The organism is Christiangramia portivictoriae DSM 23547, assembly GCF_000423045.1.
Classification (GTDB): domain Bacteria; phylum Bacteroidota; class Bacteroidia; order Flavobacteriales; family Flavobacteriaceae; genus Christiangramia; species Christiangramia portivictoriae.
This window is the reverse complement of sequence record NZ_KE383971.1, coordinates 613,968-630,474: the sequence shown is the minus strand read 5'-3', so window position 1 is coordinate 630,474 and position 16,507 is coordinate 613,968. Positions and strand designations below refer to the sequence as shown.

Here is a 16,507-nt window from a genome sequence, read left to right as displayed (position 1 = left end):
TTCCATGGATATATAGACGCACTTACGTGCGACGGGGAAAACGGCGGCGCATAGGAGAAATATCAGAAAAAGTTCTGATATTCAATTTGTATTCTATGCCGTTTAAATAATTCAATGTGGAAAAGTAAGATAATATGATTAAAAGTCGTTTCGAGGGTGCTGCCTAGAAGCGGCGGCGGGGCCTCGAATTAAAGCGGACTAGTATTATCTTTGCGATAGAAATCATATTACAAATGTATATAAATTTTTGATGTATAGGCAGTTCTAGATTAAAAATTGAAATAAATTGGGATTGTTGTTTAAATACTCCCCATAGAAATTCCTCTTTTTCATCCTCTCCACCAGTGGTTCAAAGTCTGCCGGGTCTTTTAATTCGATCCCTACAACTGCCGGCCCATTAGACCTGTTATGCTTTTTCGAATATTCAAAATGAGTGATATCATCGTTTGGCCCAAGAACTTTTGCCACGAACTCCTTCAGCGCCCCTGCCCTCTGCGGAAATACAACCACGAAATAATGTTTTAAACCCGAATATAACAGGGCGCGTTCTTTGATTTCAGCCATCCTGATAATGTCGTTATTGCTACCACTTACGATACAAACTACATTTTTGCCTTTAATCTTTTCAGCATACAGGTCAAGAGCCGAAATCGCCATGGCGCCAGCAGGTTCCACTACCATCGCATCCTGGTTATACAAATCAAGAATGGTCTGGCAGATCTTTCCTTCAGGCACCGTGATCATTTCATCAAGATTTTCCTTACAGATCGCAAAATTTCTTGCGCCAACTTTCTGCACCGATGCGCCATCTACGAATCGCTCGATATGATCCAGTTCAACCACCTTACCTTCCTTTAAAGATGTCTGCATTGAGGGAGCACCTTCCGGTTCAATGCCAATGATCTTCGTACCTGGGGATAATTTCTTGAACATGGATGAGATCCCTGCGAGGAGTCCGCCCCCGCCCAGCGGTGCAAAAACATAGTCGATAGGCTCATCCGATTGTTTAAGGATCTCCAGGGCAATGGTAGCCTGGCCTTCAATCACTTTTTCATCATCAAAAGGATGTATAAAAATGAGACCTTCCTCAGTCATATGCTTCATGGCACTTTTAAAGGAATCGTCATAGGTATCACCCTTAAGCACAACTTTCACCCACTCACCGCCAAACATTTCAGTTTGTTCTACCTTTTGTGGTGGCGTGGTACCGGGCATGTAGATCACTCCCCGGACCTTTAGCTTATTACAGGCGAAGGCAACACCCTGGGCATGATTTCCGGCGCTGGCACAAATCACTCCTTTTTCAAGTTGTTCCGGTGGCAAGCTCGAAATCTTATTATAAGCCCCACGAATTTTGTAAGATCTAACCTGTTGCAGATCCTCACGCTTCAGCATTACCTTTGCTTCAAAGCGCTGGCTATAAGTAAAAGATTCTGCCAAAGGAGTTTGCAGCACTACCTTAGAGATCCTTTCCGAAGCCTCTTTCACCGCATCCAGCGTGGGAATATAAAATTTATCTTTTTTCAGCAAGGTTTCCATTAAGCATAGATTTTCTTCATCGCAGTCATCGCAGATCGTAATTTTGCGCCAACCTCTTCTACAGGATGATTTCTTACCGCCACATTAATTTCTTCCAGTTTTTGATAGTCTGGTTCTATCCCATCAAACGTTCTTCCTGCCACTTCTGGCTCTAGAGAATTTACATAATCCTTGATCAAAGGTTTCGCAGCGTGATCGAACAAATAGCAACCATATTCTGCAGTATCTGAAATTACTCGGTTCATTTCATAAAGCTTTTTCCTGGCAATGGTATTGGCGATCAATGGTGTTTCGTGCAAAGACTCGTAATAAGCCGATTCTTCGATGATGCCCGCGTCTACCATCGTCTCGAAAGCCAGTTCGACGCCAGATTTTACAAATGCCACCAGCAGAACTCCTTTATCAAAATATTCCTGTTCTGTGATTTCTTCTGAAGTTGCCTCTGTTTTCTCGAAAGCGGTATTCTCAGTCTCAGCTCTCCAGGTATGCAGTTCAGTATCATCATTCGCCCAGTCTTCCATCATTCGGCTACTAAATTCACCGGAAATGATATCATCCATGTGCTTCTGAAATAGAGGACGCATTTTACCCTTCAGTTCTTCTGAAATTTCATAGGCTCTCATTTTTGCAGGATCAGAAAGTCTGTCCATCATCTGCGTGATTCCGCCATGCTTCAAAGCTTCAGTGATTGTTTCCCAGCCATACTGGATTAGTTTTGCAGCATAGTTCTTATCCACTCCTTCCAAAACCATCTTGTCAAAAGTCAGAATCGATCCGGTTTGCAAGACACCACAAAGAATGGTTTGCTCACCCATAAGATCAGATTTTACTTCAGCAACAAAAGAAGATTCCAGTACTCCTGCGCGATGACCTCCCGTAGCATACGCATAAGCTTTCGCCCATTCCAAACCAATTCCTTTAGGATCATTTTCAGGATGAACTGCGATTAAGGTAGGAACACCAAAACCACGCTTGTATTCCTCTCGAACTTCAGACCCTGGGCATTTTGGAGCGACCATGATCACGGTCACGTCTTCGCGAATCTTCATTCCTTCTTCCACTATATTGAAACCATGAGAATAAGAAAGAACAGCGCCTTCTTTTAGGTGCGGTTGGATGGCCTTGATGACTGGGGTATGCTGCTTGTCTGGTGTAAGGTTGATCACCAGGTCTGCATCCGGGATCAATTCTTCATAAGTTCCTACGGTAAAATCATTTTCTGAAGCATTTTTCCAGGATTGACGTTTTTCCCTGATCGCGCTTTCTCGAAGTGCATATGAAATATCCAGACCACTGTCGCGCATATTGAGTCCCTGATTTAAACCCTGCGCACCGCAGCCTACAATGACTATTTTTTTATCTTTTAAAGCAGCTGCTTCGTTACTGAATTCATCCTGCTCCATAAATCTACAGGTCCCTAATTGGTCGAGTTTTTCAGCGCTGGACAGGCTGTTAAAATAGTTGGTCATGACAATGAGTTTGTGGTATTAAATTTTTCTAATATTCCCGATATCGGCATTTCATTTTTGGTAACCGCGATAGTTCCAGATCTTACGAACTGCATGAGACCGTAAGGTTTTAGTTTTTCATAAAGTTGATCGACCTCGATGCGTTTTCCGGTCTTTTCAATTACAAAGAACTGCCTGGTCACCGTCACAATTCGAGCATTGGTCTCTTTGATAAAATCCTGAATAGTATGGTCATCCAGAAAATCCTCAGACCTGATCTTATATAAAGCTGTTTCCTGGTAGATCGTTTCAGCATCGGTATGATAAAAAGCCTTGATCACTTCGATCTGCTTTTCAATTTGTCCCACGATCTTTTTTATCTGCTCTTCAGAGACCTTCACAATAATGATAAAGCGCATCACTTCGGTCACCTCACTGGGTGAAGCCGTAATACTCTCAATATTGATATGCCTTTTTAAAAAAATTGCCGCGATCCTGGAAAGAAGACCAAGATTGTTTTCGGTATAGATCGAAACTGTATAGTTCTGTTTTTCCATTATTCTAGTAATATTTCTGAAACTGCCGCTCCGGTTGGGATCATGGGGAACACGTTTTCTTCCTGTTCAACTTTTACTTCAAGAAAATAAGCCTCATCACTCTGCATCATTTCTTTAATTGCCGATTCCAGCTGGCTTCTTTCGGTCACCTGGTTTGCCTGAATATGGTAACCTTTGGCGATTGTGATAAAATCTGGATTCACCATGTTGGTAGATGCATAACGTCGATCGAAGAACATCTGCTGCCATTGTCTTACCATGCCCAGAAAGCCATTATTTAATAGCACGATTTTTACAGGTACCCTGGTCTGGAAAATAGTTCCCAGTTCCTGAATGGTCATCTGGTAACCTCCATCACCTATCACTGCAACCACATCCCTGTCTGGTTTTGCCATTTTTGCACCAATGGCCGCTGGTAGAGCAAATCCCATAGTTCCCAGTCCACCTGAAGTCACATTACTTCTTGACTGATTGAATTTAGCATAGCGGCAGGCAGCCATTTGATGCTGCCCAACATCTGAAACAATGATCGCATCGCCTTTAGACTGTATATTTACTTCCTGAATCACCTCAGCCATTCCCAGATCTTTCTTGTGAACGTCCAGATTTCCCTTGATCACTTTCTCATATTCGGTTTTATACATTTCTTTGAATTGCTGATGCCATTCTTTATGTGAATTTGGCTCCAGTAATTCCAGCAAAGCCTTCAGACTTTCTTTTACATTACCAAGGACCGGGTAATCTGCATGGACATTCTTATTAATTTCTGCCGGATCGATCTCAAAATGAATGATTTTTGCCTGTTTCGCATATTTTTCAAGATTTCCGGTAACCCGGTCATCAAACCTCATCCCGATAGCAATTAGAACATCACATTCATTGGTCAACATATTTGGTGCGTAGTTTCCATGCATTCCCACCATGCCCACGTTCAAAGGATGATCTGTTGGCAAAGCTGAAAGTCCCAGAATGGTCCAGGCGGCCGGAATACCAGATTTTTCCACCACCTGTTTGAACAGATCCTCTGCTCCGCCAAGGATGACTCCCTGTCCCCAAACGATCATTGGCTTTCTCGCATTATTGATCACTTCTGCGGCGCGTTGTACTTCCAAGAGATTTAATTCCGGAATTGGCTGGTAACTTCTTATTCCTGAACATTTTTTATAACTGAATTCCAGTGAGGCGAACTGGGCATCCTTGGTAATATCGATTAGCACAGGTCCCGGTCTTCCCGATCTTGCGATATAAAATGCCTTCGCCATCACTTCAGGAATTTCTTCAGCATTGGTGATCTGGTAGTTCCATTTGGTTACCGGAGTGGAAATACCTACAATATCGGTTTCCTGGAAAGCATCAGATCCCAGAAGATGTGATCCAACCTGGCCGGTTATACATACCATGGGAGTAGAATCTATCTGAGCATCGGCAATACCTGTCACAAGATTTGTGGCGCCAGGACCAGAAGTTGCCACTGCGACACCTACTTTTCCTGAAACTCTGGCATAACCCTGGGCAGCATGCGTTGCTCCCTGTTCGTGCCTGGTGAGCACATGGTGAATTTCTTTCTGATATTTGTAGAGTTCATCGTAGACCGGCATGATCGCTCCTCCCGGATACCCGTAAATAGTATCCACACCTTCTTCGAGCAAACATTTGATCACCGCCTCTGCTCCTGAAACGGTCAGGCTTTTTTTCTTGCTTTGCTTTTCGAAACTTGCTGTTTTAACCTCCATATTTCACCTAATTAAAATTCATCTGTCACGCATCCTTCTGATGCTGATGCTACTGTTTTTGCGTATTTATAAAGCACACCTCCTTTTGCTTTAAAAGCGGGTGCTTTCCATAATGCTCTTCTCTTACTTATTTCTTCATCACTCAAATGAGCTTCGATCTTATTTGTTTCGGCATTGATACTTATTTCATCGCCATCCTGTAGTAAACCAATCAGGCCACCCTGTTGTGCTTCCGGAGTGATATGCCCTACTACGAAACCATGGGTCCCTCCAGAAAATCTTCCATCGGTGATCAGGGCTACATCTTTTCCCAGTCCAGCTCCCATAATTGCTGAAGTTGGCTTTAACATTTCTGGCATTCCGGGACCACCTTTGGGACCTTCGTACCTAATGACCACCACATCACCCTTTTGTACCTTTCCAGATGAAATACCTTCATTAGCGGCATATTCGCCATCGAAGACCTTTGCGGTACCGTGGAATTTCAAACCTTCTTTCCCGGTTATTTTTGCTACTGAACCTTCCGAAGCAAGATTCCCGTATAGTATTCTAATATGTCCGGTGGCTTTGATTGGTTTTTCCACGGGGTGTATCACATCCTGATCAAATGGCATAGGTTCTACCTCTTCAAGATTTTCTGCTATAGTTTTGCCGGTTACGGTCATACAATCCCCATGAAGTAATCCTCTCTCCAGCATGTATTTCATGACGACTGGGATCCCTCCAATCCTGTGAATATCTTCCATTAGATATTTACCACTAGGCTTGAGATCTGCCAGAAACGGTGTTTCTTCACAAATTCTTTCAAAATCCTTTAATCCGAAATTGATTTCCGCAGCTTTAGCGATCGCTAGGAAGTGAAGTACCGCATTGGTAGAACCACCAAGTACGGTCAATAATCTTATGGCATTCTCCAGAGATTTGGCTGATACGATATCTTTAGGTTTGAGATCTTTTTCAAGTAGCAGTTGCATAGCTTCTCCAGCTTTCACACTTTCCTTGACCTTTTCAGGACCGGTTGCGGGATTAGAGCTATTAAAAGGCAGACTCATTCCCAGAGCTTCAATTGCTGAAGCCATAGTATTTGCAGTATACATACCACCACATGCTCCGGCACCAGGACAGGCTTTTTCAATTACCTGTTGATACTCCTCTTCCTGCATGTCGCCGGAAACCTTAGAACCCCAGGCTTCAAAAGCTGATACCACATCCAGTTTTTTACCTTTATGACAGCCAGATGATATCGTTCCTCCGTAAACCAATATGGATGGTCGATTCAATCGAAGCATCGCCATTAAAGCCCCGGGCATATTCTTATCGCATCCAACCACAGTGACAAGACCATCGTAAGACATTCCGCTTACCACGGTTTCCATGGAATCTGCAATGAGGTCACGAGAAGGAAGTGAAAACCGCATTCCCGGAGTTCCCATGGAAATGCCATCACTTACCCCAATCGTATTAAAAATAAGTCCGTTGATCCCTGCCTTCTGAGTTCCTTGTTTGACCTCTTTTGCGAGATCGTTCAAATGCATGTTGCAGGGATTGCCTTCGTAGCCTGTACTTCCTATGCCTACAAAAGGTTTTTTCAGATCTTCCCGGCTTAAACCTATGGCGTGCAGCATGGCCTGGGAAGCTGGCTGAGAATCACTTTGGGTAATGGTACTGCTATATTTGGTATTCATGAAATTTCAATTCTGGTCTGATAAGAATTAAAAATACTGGGAATCGAATACCTAGGATGCTGAGATTAGAAGACTGGCTGAATGCTAATTGAAGTGAAAAACATCTATTAAACTGTCTACAAGATAGTTACGAATGTGTTGTTTACGATCTCTGGAAAAGTGCAGGATAAAACTAAAATGGGTCAGGACAAAAAAAAAGCCACCAGTTGTGGTGGCTTCCTGAGCATATATTAAAATGGAATGTTGAGATTCTTAGAAAAAGATTTCCAACACTGCCACAACGAATTTTTCAACGATACTGATCATGGTCTAAAACTAGTAAAAAGTTCTGAAACCTCCTCATTTTCAGCAAACTATTCTATTTTTTTCTTCTTAAGGAATATAGGTCCTTTCTTCTGTCTTTCATGTTTCGAACACTTCCGAAGTTATGCAACTCTTTGAGAAGATCCAGATCGACATCGACCAGCAAAGTACTCTCAGTGTTTGGCGTAGCTTCTGCCTTGATGCCGTTTACCGGAAACGCAAAATCTGATGGTGTTAATACTGCACTTTGAGCGTACTGTATGTCCATATTATCCACTTTTGGAAGATTTCCTACAGAGCCTGCGATGGCCACATAACATTCATTCTCCACAGCACGGGCCTGGGCGCAGATCTTTACCCGGGAATAACCATTCTGGGTATCGGTCATGAAGGGCACGAATAAAATGTTCATTCCTTCTTCGGCAAGCAACCTGGAAGCTTCAGGAAACTCTACATCGTAGCAGATAAGCACACCTATTTTACCACAGTCTGTATCAAAAGTTTCCAGTTTATTTCCGCCTTTCATTCCCCAGGCCGTCTCTTCAGCCGGGGTGATATGCAGTTTTTCGTAACGCTCATAACTTCCATCCCTTCTGCACAGATATCCCACATTATACATGTGTTCCCCTACCGGCAAAGGCATACTTCCGGTAATGATATTAATGTTGTAATTGATGGCAAACTCCCGGAAGGTTTCCAGTAATTTTTCGGTATAGTCTGAGAGCGCACGAATGGCTTCCGGTTCAGAAAGATGATTGAACTGAGCCATGAGCGGAGCATTGAATAGCTCTGGAAAAAGAATAAAATCGCTTTGATAGTTACTTACCGCATCCACAAAGAATTCTATCTGCGAAACCAGCGCATCATAATCCTTGAACAACCGCATCTGCCACTGTACCAAGCCAAGTCGAACCACTGTTTTGGTAGTATTCACCAGTTTTTGAGGCTTGGAATAGTAGATATTGTTCCATTCCATCAAAGTAGCGAATTCACGTGATTCATGATCACCAGATAAATAGCCTTTGATCACTTTTTTTACGTGAAAATCATTATTTAGCTGAAAGGAAAGAACTGGATCGTGAATCTCCTGAAGTTTTACCTTCTCGATATAACGCTTTGGAGTGAGTTCATCTGCATATTTGGCGTAATTCGGGATTCTGCCTCCAAAAACGATCGCTTTTAGATTCAAATGTTCACATAGTTCCTTTCGAGCTTCGTAAAGTCTTCGCCCCAGTCGCATTCCTCGAAACTCCGGATGAATGAATACATCAATTCCATAAAGAACATTTCCATTCTTAGTGTGTGTAGAAAAATTTTCTCCACCTATAATTTCATCGTAGGTATGATTGTCGTCGAACTTATCGTAGTTTACGATAATTGAGAGCGCGCAACCCGCAATACGATTATCTATGATGATACATAACTGTCCTTCTGGAAATTTACTAATCAGGGTTTTGATCTCAGACTTGCTCCAGTATTCATCTGGCATGGCCTGGTAACTTTTAACCATGGAAATTTTTAATTCCTCGTAATCCTTAACCTGTAAATTCCGGAGTTCTATTTTTGCTGAATCTATCACGTTTATTTAATTTGAAACTACGAAGATACTGCAGTTCGCGAATTTAGTGACAGGACAAAGCGGCTTTTGCTATAAAGTATTCTTAAATTTTTATATGCGGAAGTATCCTTCTTTGATAGCGAGCATTACCAAACCTACCCTGCTCTTTACCTGTAACTTACTAAACAGGCTTTCCCGGTAATTCTCTACCGTTTTCGGGCTCAGGTTCATCTCTGCAGCAATCGCTTTATAAGTAAGTTCACTACAGGCGAGTTGTAAAAATTCAAGTTCACGACCGGTGAGTAGCTCCTGATTTTCAGCCTTCCCTTCATTCCTGTATGCTTCAGAAATTAACCGATTGGTATAATAACCTGTTTCCACAATTTTGTTCAGGGCGAGTTCAAACTCGTCTGGATCTATGTCTTTCAGAAGATATCCACGGGCACCCAGTTTCAGCATTTTTATGATCGTCTCATCTTCCTGATCTACGGTAAGGGCCAGCACTTTTAGATCAGGCTGGTTTTGCTTCAACCAAGTCATCGTCTCCATCCCACCCATCACCGGCATACTCATGTCCAGAAGCAACACATCGGGGAGTTCCAGGCCTTTCTCGATATGCTCAACAAGTTCCTGACCATTCTTATGATAATTCAGAACTTCAAAACCATCAAAAGAATTCACCAGAACCCGCAGTGAACTCGCAAATAGCTTATGGTCATCGACAATACTAATCTTTTTAGGCATTTTCATCTATTTGAATTGGGTAGATTAAGCTTAGAGAAGTTCCTTCACCAATCTTGCTCTGTAGGTCAATTTCCGCATTGATAAGCCTGGCCCGGCTATACATATTGATAATGCCGGAACCTTTTTCCACAACGCGATCGTCAAAACCTTTCCCATCGTCTATCGCCTGGATATGAAGCGCGTCTTCCAGGTAGTCTAGCTGAACCTGAAGCGAACTGGCCTCAGCATACTTGATCACATTATTGAAAAACTCCTGCATGATCCGGAAGATGATGATCTCACTTTCAGGTTTTAGTTCGCGAGGCTCCCCCTTAATTTGAAGGTCTGCCTGCAAAATGTCCATACGGTTATAACGATTCAATTCATCGCGAACAGATTTATGTAAGCCCGCAGCGTAAATGACTTCGTTGTTTAGAGTTCTTGACAAGGAACGAACTTCGTTAAGAGAATTAGTGACCAGGTCTTTGATTTCTATGACCGCAGGACTGGCATCTTCCTGGGATGCTTTAAGCAGGATGTTAAGTTGAATACTTGCAACCGATAGTAATTGCCCGATATTGTCGTGCAGTTCCCAGCTTACATTTTTTAGTGTAGCCTCCTGTATCTCAATCTTGGTATTGTTGAGTTCTATTAAAAATTGTTGTTCTGCCTCGAATTTCTCCTGAAGGATCTTATTTTTTCGCTTCTGATATGTAATGACAAAAAATACGGTGAAGATGGTGAGAAAAATGATCACCAGTATGAAGTAAAGTATTAGAATAATCTCTTCTTTCCGAAGCATTACATATGAAATTTAACTTCTGGCAAGCCTGATTCAGTTTAACAGATAAAATAAATAAGTCTAAGCTAAGGTATCAGTTTTTCTGGCATTTCTCAAAGTTACCAGGAAACCTATTATAAACATTCCGTATAAATAGATATTCCCATACCTGAGAATACGTGCGTAGAACTGGACGAATTCCATATTACCTTCATTAAAGTAGGCTGCATAAATATTGATGGGTGCAATACATAATTCATAAAGGATCAACGCTATCGCAATGTAAAAAACCAGGTCAGACCTAAAATGCAGGACTTGATCTGTACGCAGCATTTGTAGCAGATAGCCCATGATACATCCCACCAGGAAGAATGTTCCAAAAATGATCACCGTATAATCATATTGATACAGATAATTTCCAAAGCTGGCGAAACAAACAATACTGTAAATAAGAAATACCCATTTCAACCTGTCCAGGATCTTCCGTAAACCCTGACTTTCAGCATGAGTCAGTTGCAATATGAATAGATGGCTAAGCAGGAGATATTTGATGACGTAAAAGTTATTATAGTACCAGAAATTTCTCGCAAAGGCAGTGTCTTTTATAAAAGGAGCGCTCTGGTAATTATCGTAAAAAGCCCAGATGGGATACATCCCAAATAGATCATAAAAGAAATTGAACCACAGGAATCCAACGAAAAGTTTTATCCCATTCCTTGGATTGCGGACTTTGAGCAGATGTATAGTACCGGCGCAGGCTGCAAGGAATTCCATAAGATATCCCACGTACAGCTTATTTTCAATAATGAATTCTATCACAGAAAAACCTAGCCTTTATATGGTAACGGCGGCCATAATCCTCCAACCGTATTCATGGGTTCGATCTCATCACTTTCCAGGTAATCTCTTCCAGAGTCATCTTCCTCTTCTGGCTTCATTTTTCGGGTCGCCGAAAAGAAGATCGTGTTAAGGGAAGGTCGATCGTCTTCTGCAGGGTATGCTCCAAGCCAGACATTGATTCCCGGCCTTTCAGCATCATTTTTTCTGGATTGCTCGCGAACATAATTAATATATTCTTGTAATTCTTCAAGATCGAAGTGGAACTCACAGGTGTCTTTATGCGTTGTTCCATTAGTGGTCACGGTTGCTCTGGTCTCACGCCATTCCTTCTGAAGTTCTTTTGCCTTCTGAATAGTGATGCATTTATTCGGTGGATTCACAGTGATAAAGGTTTGATTTTCTGACTCAAAATTATAATTTCTAGCTTTAAAAACGCCATTTGCTGTGAGAAAGGGGAAAATTCCCCTAGCCTGCGCTTACTTCGGCACCTATATTTGTAGAGTCATTTTGGTTTATCTAAAATGTTTTGGGGACAAAAAAAGTGTCGGTCATAGTTTAGTTGTAGTTCTGAGTAGGGTCTTTTCTATAGCAATCATAAACTTTTCTGGCACTTTTTGCATTTTCGATAGCTACAGCTTCTTTCGAAACTGAACGATCTCACCAGGGGTCTTTTGAGCTAGAACCTGTATCCCAAATTCCGATAACTGTAGAACCCGGGGATATCCACCTGTAGTCTGGCAGTCTCTCATAAGCGCAATCAGTTTTCCTGAAGGCGTGAGCTGTACAGTTCCGGGCATAACTGGTGATGTATGAATGCTTTCCAGGTTATTTTGAAAAGTTTCCTCAAACTGAATGGCCATACGGTTACTATCACCATGCAGTGTGAATTTTTGCTGAAAGATGAGCTCTTGCAAGTGCTTTGGCAGTTTGACAAATTCCGGGCCTTCGTAAGCCTCTATCTCTTTTGACTCAAGGTAATCGGTATCTACCTGAATCGCAGCATGAGAACTATTGATCATAGCTTCTGAAGCCTGGTAACCTAAAACCTGCCCCTTCTGAAGTCTTGTTTTACCCGTAATTGAATGTAGCCAACTACGGCTCCCGAGAACTTCCGGAGATTGAAAACCATCCTTGATCGCAAGATAGGATCGAAGACCAAATTTTCTTTTTCCGAAGGATAATATATCCCCAGCCTGGATCTGAAATGGTGTATGCAGTTCTACTTCCAGATCATTTATTTTGGGAGTAAGATCTGCTCCTCCAATACAAATATTGGTCGCTGAGTTGAATTTGAGAACTGGTCCCATAAAGGTCATTTCCATAACTGCGGCGTTGCTCGAATTACCAAGAATTAGATTGCAGATCCTGAAGGCATATCTGTCCACAACACCACTTTCTGGGACGCCATATTTTCTGGATCCAAATCTTCCAAGATCCTGGATCGTGGTAAATAATCCTGCCTGTTTTACTAGTAGCTCACCCATTCATTTCGATCATTTGAAATTCATACTTACCATGCTCCACCTCTTCCTTTATTTGGAAATATTCCAATTCACTAACCGGAAAGAATTGCACGTAATTTCCAGCTACGAATGGAGTAGGTGTTTCTAGTTTTATATCAAAAAGTTCCAGGGGTGTTCTACCAATGATCTGCCATCCACCCGGACTCTCCTGTGGATAGATCCCTGTTTGATCTTCTGCAATTCCCACGCTGCCTCTTTCAACCATCTTACGCGGAGTCTCTTTTCGGGCCGTGGCAATTTTTTTATTCATACCACCCAGATATAAAAATCCTGGCAAAAAACCGGTGAAGTAAACGAGATATTGTGAACCGCTATGAAGCTCGATGATTTCCTCTTTTTTCAGCTTTCTGAGCCTGGCGACTGTTTCAAGATCTGGAGCAAATTTAGCTTCATAACAAACAGGGATTTTGAAAACTCGCTTCTTAAAAGATTTTGATATATTAGTCAGTTCAAGAATACTGGAAACCTTTGAAAATTCACTATAGAAGTTTCTTATAGTAAATGGATAACTAATTAATAACGAGTTATATGTATTTGTTATCTCAACCTTTTGTTCAAACTCTGATTCTAATAATCTATTTCTGAAATTGAGTATAGTTTTAAGGGTATTTTCTGAAATATCCTGAGAAAATTCTATCAAAATTCCGCGGTCCCCCAGTCTCGAAACAGTCTTGCCTTTTATCATCTTCAAGCCTTTATAAATACATTTTTACGGGCGAATCTACGATGTAAACTTTGCAGAATTTCCACAGATGAGGGAGTATCTGAATGTACGCAAAATGTATCTGCATAAGCTTTCAAAAATTCACCATTCTCCAATTTTATCTCATTCATCTTATAGATTCGCCAGACATGATCAAAAACCAGTTCCTCATCTGTAATGATGGCATGCGATTTTGACCGGGAAACAAGTGCGTAATTTTTTTCATAATTGCGATCTGCAAAAGCTTCCTGATAGAGTTCAAATTTACCCAAAGCCAGTTCTCCGAGTTGAGAGTGAAGAGGCACATATAGCCTTAAATCACCTCCCAGACCTTCCAGACTTCGCAACACAGTTTTGGAAATATTCCTATCGCGTGCAGCATCATTATAAAGAGCCCCGTGTAGTTTTACATGACTTAATTTTCCACCTTCAGATTCCACGATCTGCTTCAAGCTAAGCACCTGTCCTTCTATGGAAAGTTTCAATTCTTCAGCAGTCATTTCCATATGATTTCTTCCGAAGTTGGCCCGGTCTGGATACGATGGATGAGCTCCAATTTCCACGTTATTTTCAAGAGCCAGTCGTACTGTTCTCTGCATGGTTTCCAGGTTACCCGCATGACCGCCACAAGCGATATTACAGGCAGAAATAAGCGGCATTAACTGCTCGTCATTTTCCCCGCCTTCACCAAGATCGCAATTAATATGGATGGTTTCTCTTTTCATAAATTTTGGATTACTGTATAAATCGATTTGATGCCAAGAAAAATGGCCAGGCCAATGACCAGGATCCCGACAATATTCTGAATGACTGAATTTCTATATTTTCCCAGTATCGACTTTTGATTGACGATCCAGAAAAGAAATATCGCGATCACCGGCAACACAACTCCGTTCGCTATCTGTGCGAACTGAATGATCTCAACTGGTTTGATCCCAAGTGAACTGAATAGAATACCAAGTATAATAATACTCATCCATACCCCTTTAAACTTCCAGTTAGACATTCCACCTTCCCAGCCGAGTAAACCTTTTACGACATAAGCAGCTGCCAGAGGTGCCGTAATGGAGGATGTTATTCCCGCTGCCAGTAGTCCAATGGCGAGAAATGTGGTAGCCATATTACCAAAAAGCGGCTCTAAACCTGCTGCCAGGTCGCCAACATCCTGGATCGAACTAATTCCCGATGCTGCCGCACAAATTAAAATCGCCATAGACACCAGGCCACCCATAAATATTGAGAACACAAGTTCCTTCTGTACTGTTTTCAGGTGATTGCTACCAGTCCACTTCTCACTTACCAAAGAGGCGTGCAGAAAAAGATTGTAAGGAACCACGGTAGTTCCCACCAAAGCGATGATCGTTAAAATTTCATCGTTTATCGACACTGGTACAAAGCCTCCAAATACTGCCCGCCAATCTGGCCTGGTGAGAATTGCAGTCAAAATAAAAGCTAGACTCATAAGAGTGACTAAGGCGATAAAAACCTTTTCCAGTTTTCTATAACTCCCCAGGTATAGAAGAAGAAATGCGGAGCCTCCAATTATAAAACTCCAAAGATTGAAAGTATTACCTGAAATCGCTACTTCTTCAATAGGCATGATGCTCTGGATTCCCATGACTGCGCCAGAAATATTTCCGGCCTCATAGGCCGCATTTCCAATTACAATGGCAGAAAAGATCAGGATCAAGGCTACCATTCGTAGCACCGGAGAACTAATAGACTGCCTTAATGATTCACTAAGGCCTTTGCCGGTAACCAGGCCAAGCCTTGCCGACATTTCCTGCAAAACAATACAGGCAATAATGGAAATGAACAAAGCCCATAATAAACTGTACCCGAACTTTACACCCGCAAGACTGCAAACTGTAACGGTTCCAGGTCCAATGAAGGCAGCAGAAACAAGGATCCCGGGACCTAGATTTCTGAAAAAGTTTCTCATTTTACCGGTTGCTTTCCAGACTTCTGTAAGGCATAGATCGCGAAAGTGCCCAACCAGTGACCACCTTCATAATCATCCCCGGAGACATTTGGAAAAGAATAGGCAATATGCTCGTTTGCGAGATTTCTTAAGTGACCAAATTTATCAGGGTATTGATTTGCCAGACCAGAGAATATCCAGGCTCTGCTAAAGTTCAAACCATCCAGATGAACCAGTTTCCCATCTGTTCTGTCTGAGACCTCTCCAACTTCCATTTCAAAATCCTCGTTTTTTAGCTGAGGCATAAAATCTTCGATCCATAGATTGAATGCACTCTTTGGCAGAACTCTTCTCATGATATCTATTTCAGCCAGGCAGGGAGAAATAAAATCATAACCTCCTGGCTCCCAGCCTACCGGGCAGTCATCGTCATTCAGGAAAAAATTCTGAGCACTTTTTTTGACCGCCTCCATCAATTCCTGGTTCCCCACTGCTTCTGCGTAATCATAAGCAAATGAAAGTCCGAATGCAGTATTGGTGTGCTCCCCTACTCTTACCGGGTAATTTAACTTCGGAAGAAATTCAATATATCGCGTAGTTATCAAATCTGTTAATGGCTGAAGGTTTGCTGCAAGTTCCTGCCCGAGAGGATCTTCCCAGGAATTTAGCTCCTGAGACAACTTTAGTAACCATGCCCAGCCATACGTGCGCTCGTAAGCCATGCTTTCTTTCCTTTTAAAATATTCTACCTCACCTTGAATATTCTCCTGGGACAGGGAAGTTTTTAACTTTTCTCGGATTTCCTCATTCTTATCGAGATTTGGAAACTGCTTGAGCAAGCTTACCAAGGACCAGTGCGCATGCACCGAAGAATGCCAGTCAAAACAGCCATAAAAGGCCGGATGTAGCACGTGCGGCTCATCCATGGCTTCCGCGTTTTCCAGCGTTTGGCCAAGTTTATTTGGATATTCTGTATTTAAGCATCCGAGAGGTAGCGCTGCCAGGTTATTAGCTTCAGCAATGCTTAGCGTAATCCTGTCTGTTGATTTGAGCACATTTGGCAAAATATCTTCAGTAATAAGAGTATCGGTACTTCCCGGGTTTTTGCCTGGGTCTTCTGAATTTCCTTTGCAGGAGAAAATAAGCAAACAAACGGAAGCTAAAAGGAGTTTTTTCATTGGTTGTAATTACGT

At 42.1% G+C, this 16,507-nt stretch carries 15 protein-coding genes; all 15 read right to left on the bottom strand.

What is annotated here, in order from left to right; genetic code table 11:
- Positions 1 to 264: 264 nt before the first annotated feature.
- Positions 265 to 1,539 (bottom strand): threonine ammonia-lyase IlvA, encoded by a 1,275-nt coding sequence (gene ilvA, locus G529_RS0111325; protein WP_026915639.1) that lies wholly within the window; start codon positions 1,537 to 1,539, stop codon positions 265 to 267.
- Entirely contained in the window at positions 1,539 to 3,008 is a 1,470-nt protein-coding gene (ilvC, locus tag G529_RS0111320; protein WP_026915638.1) for a ketol-acid reductoisomerase, read from the bottom strand. Before ilvC ends, ilvA begins: the two co-directional genes overlap by 1 nt.
- The gene (gene ilvN, locus G529_RS0111315; protein ID WP_026915637.1) at positions 3,005 to 3,544 is read right to left on the bottom strand and encodes an acetolactate synthase small subunit; all 540 of its coding nucleotides are present in this window, start codon (positions 3,542 to 3,544) and stop codon (positions 3,005 to 3,007) included. Before ilvN ends, ilvC begins: the two co-directional genes overlap by 4 nt.
- Complete coding sequence (ilvB, locus tag G529_RS0111310; RefSeq protein ID WP_026915636.1) at positions 3,544 to 5,277, bottom strand: biosynthetic-type acetolactate synthase large subunit; 1,734 nt, start codon at positions 5,275 to 5,277, stop codon at positions 3,544 to 3,546. The genes ilvN and ilvB overlap by 1 nt, the downstream gene beginning before the upstream one ends.
- 11 nt (positions 5,278 to 5,288) lie before the next feature.
- Positions 5,289 to 6,962, bottom strand: a complete 1,674-nt coding sequence (gene ilvD, locus G529_RS0111305; RefSeq protein WP_026915635.1) for a dihydroxy-acid dehydratase — start codon at positions 6,960 to 6,962, stop codon at positions 5,289 to 5,291.
- A 358-nt stretch (positions 6,963 to 7,320) separates the two neighbouring features.
- Entirely contained in the window at positions 7,321 to 8,844 is a 1,524-nt protein-coding gene (locus G529_RS0111300; RefSeq protein WP_026915634.1) for a bifunctional GNAT family N-acetyltransferase/carbon-nitrogen hydrolase family protein, read from the bottom strand.
- 90 nt (positions 8,845 to 8,934) lie between these two features.
- On the bottom strand, positions 8,935 to 9,567 hold the full coding sequence (locus tag G529_RS0111295; RefSeq protein ID WP_035696050.1) for a response regulator transcription factor: 633 nt from the start codon (positions 9,565 to 9,567) through the stop codon (positions 8,935 to 8,937).
- Entirely contained in the window at positions 9,560 to 10,348 is a 789-nt protein-coding gene (locus G529_RS0111290) for a sensor histidine kinase (RefSeq protein WP_026915632.1), read from the bottom strand. The genes G529_RS0111295 and G529_RS0111290 overlap by 8 nt, the downstream gene beginning before the upstream one ends.
- A 60-nt stretch (positions 10,349 to 10,408) precedes the next feature.
- Positions 10,409 to 11,146, bottom strand: a complete 738-nt coding sequence (locus G529_RS0111285; RefSeq protein ID WP_026915631.1) for a hypothetical protein — start codon at positions 11,144 to 11,146, stop codon at positions 10,409 to 10,411.
- A gap of 8 nt (positions 11,147 to 11,154) precedes the next feature.
- Positions 11,155 to 11,547, bottom strand: a complete 393-nt coding sequence (locus G529_RS0111280; RefSeq protein WP_026915630.1) for a hypothetical protein — start codon at positions 11,545 to 11,547, stop codon at positions 11,155 to 11,157.
- A 249-nt stretch (positions 11,548 to 11,796) separates the two neighbouring features.
- Positions 11,797 to 12,651, bottom strand: a complete 855-nt coding sequence (locus tag G529_RS0111275) for a 5-oxoprolinase subunit C family protein (RefSeq protein WP_026915629.1) — start codon at positions 12,649 to 12,651, stop codon at positions 11,797 to 11,799.
- Positions 12,644 to 13,375 (bottom strand): 5-oxoprolinase subunit PxpB, encoded by a 732-nt coding sequence (gene pxpB, locus G529_RS0111270; protein WP_026915628.1) that lies wholly within the window; start codon positions 13,373 to 13,375, stop codon positions 12,644 to 12,646. Before pxpB ends, G529_RS0111275 begins: the two co-directional genes overlap by 8 nt.
- Positions 13,376 to 13,377: 2 nt before the next feature.
- Complete coding sequence (gene pxpA, locus G529_RS0111265; RefSeq protein WP_026915627.1) at positions 13,378 to 14,118, bottom strand: 5-oxoprolinase subunit PxpA; 741 nt, start codon at positions 14,116 to 14,118, stop codon at positions 13,378 to 13,380.
- Complete coding sequence (locus G529_RS0111260) at positions 14,115 to 15,335, bottom strand: Nramp family divalent metal transporter (protein WP_026915626.1); 1,221 nt, start codon at positions 15,333 to 15,335, stop codon at positions 14,115 to 14,117. Before G529_RS0111260 ends, pxpA begins: the two co-directional genes overlap by 4 nt.
- Complete coding sequence (locus tag G529_RS0111255; protein ID WP_026915625.1) at positions 15,332 to 16,492, bottom strand: DUF2891 domain-containing protein; 1,161 nt, start codon at positions 16,490 to 16,492, stop codon at positions 15,332 to 15,334. The genes G529_RS0111260 and G529_RS0111255 overlap by 4 nt, the downstream gene beginning before the upstream one ends.
- Positions 16,493 to 16,507: the final 15 nt, after the last annotated feature.

What these genes read in the sequence shown, in the direction of transcription:
- ilvN (WP_026915637.1), bottom strand. Translation starts at nt 3,544, where the DNA reads ATGGAAAAACAGAACTATACAGTTTCGATCTATACCGAAAACAATCTT.
- G529_RS0111260 (WP_026915626.1), bottom strand. Translation starts at nt 15,335, where the DNA reads ATGAGAAACTTTTTCAGAAATCTAGGTCCCGGGATCCTTGTTTCTGCT.
- ilvA (WP_026915639.1), bottom strand. Translation starts at nt 1,539, where the DNA reads ATGGAAACCTTGCTGAAAAAAGATAAATTTTATATTCCCACGCTGGAT.
- ilvC (WP_026915638.1), bottom strand. Translation starts at nt 3,008, where the DNA reads ATGACCAACTATTTTAACAGCCTGTCCAGCGCTGAAAAACTCGACCAA.
- G529_RS0111295 (WP_035696050.1), bottom strand. Translation starts at nt 9,567, where the DNA reads ATGCCTAAAAAGATTAGTATTGTCGATGACCATAAGCTATTTGCGAGT.
- G529_RS0111290 (WP_026915632.1), bottom strand. Translation starts at nt 10,348, where the DNA reads ATGCTTCGGAAAGAAGAGATTATTCTAATACTTTACTTCATACTGGTG.
- ilvD (WP_026915635.1), bottom strand. Translation starts at nt 6,962, where the DNA reads ATGAATACCAAATATAGCAGTACCATTACCCAAAGTGATTCTCAGCCA.
- ilvB (WP_026915636.1), bottom strand. Translation starts at nt 5,277, where the DNA reads ATGGAGGTTAAAACAGCAAGTTTCGAAAAGCAAAGCAAGAAAAAAAGC.
- G529_RS0111255 (WP_026915625.1), bottom strand. Translation starts at nt 16,492, where the DNA reads ATGAAAAAACTCCTTTTAGCTTCCGTTTGTTTGCTTATTTTCTCCTGC.
- pxpB (WP_026915628.1), bottom strand. Translation starts at nt 13,375, where the DNA reads ATGATAAAAGGCAAGACTGTTTCGAGACTGGGGGACCGCGGAATTTTG.
- pxpA (WP_026915627.1), bottom strand. Translation starts at nt 14,118, where the DNA reads ATGAAAAGAGAAACCATCCATATTAATTGCGATCTTGGTGAAGGCGGG.
- G529_RS0111275 (WP_026915629.1), bottom strand. Translation starts at nt 12,651, where the DNA reads ATGGGTGAGCTACTAGTAAAACAGGCAGGATTATTTACCACGATCCAG.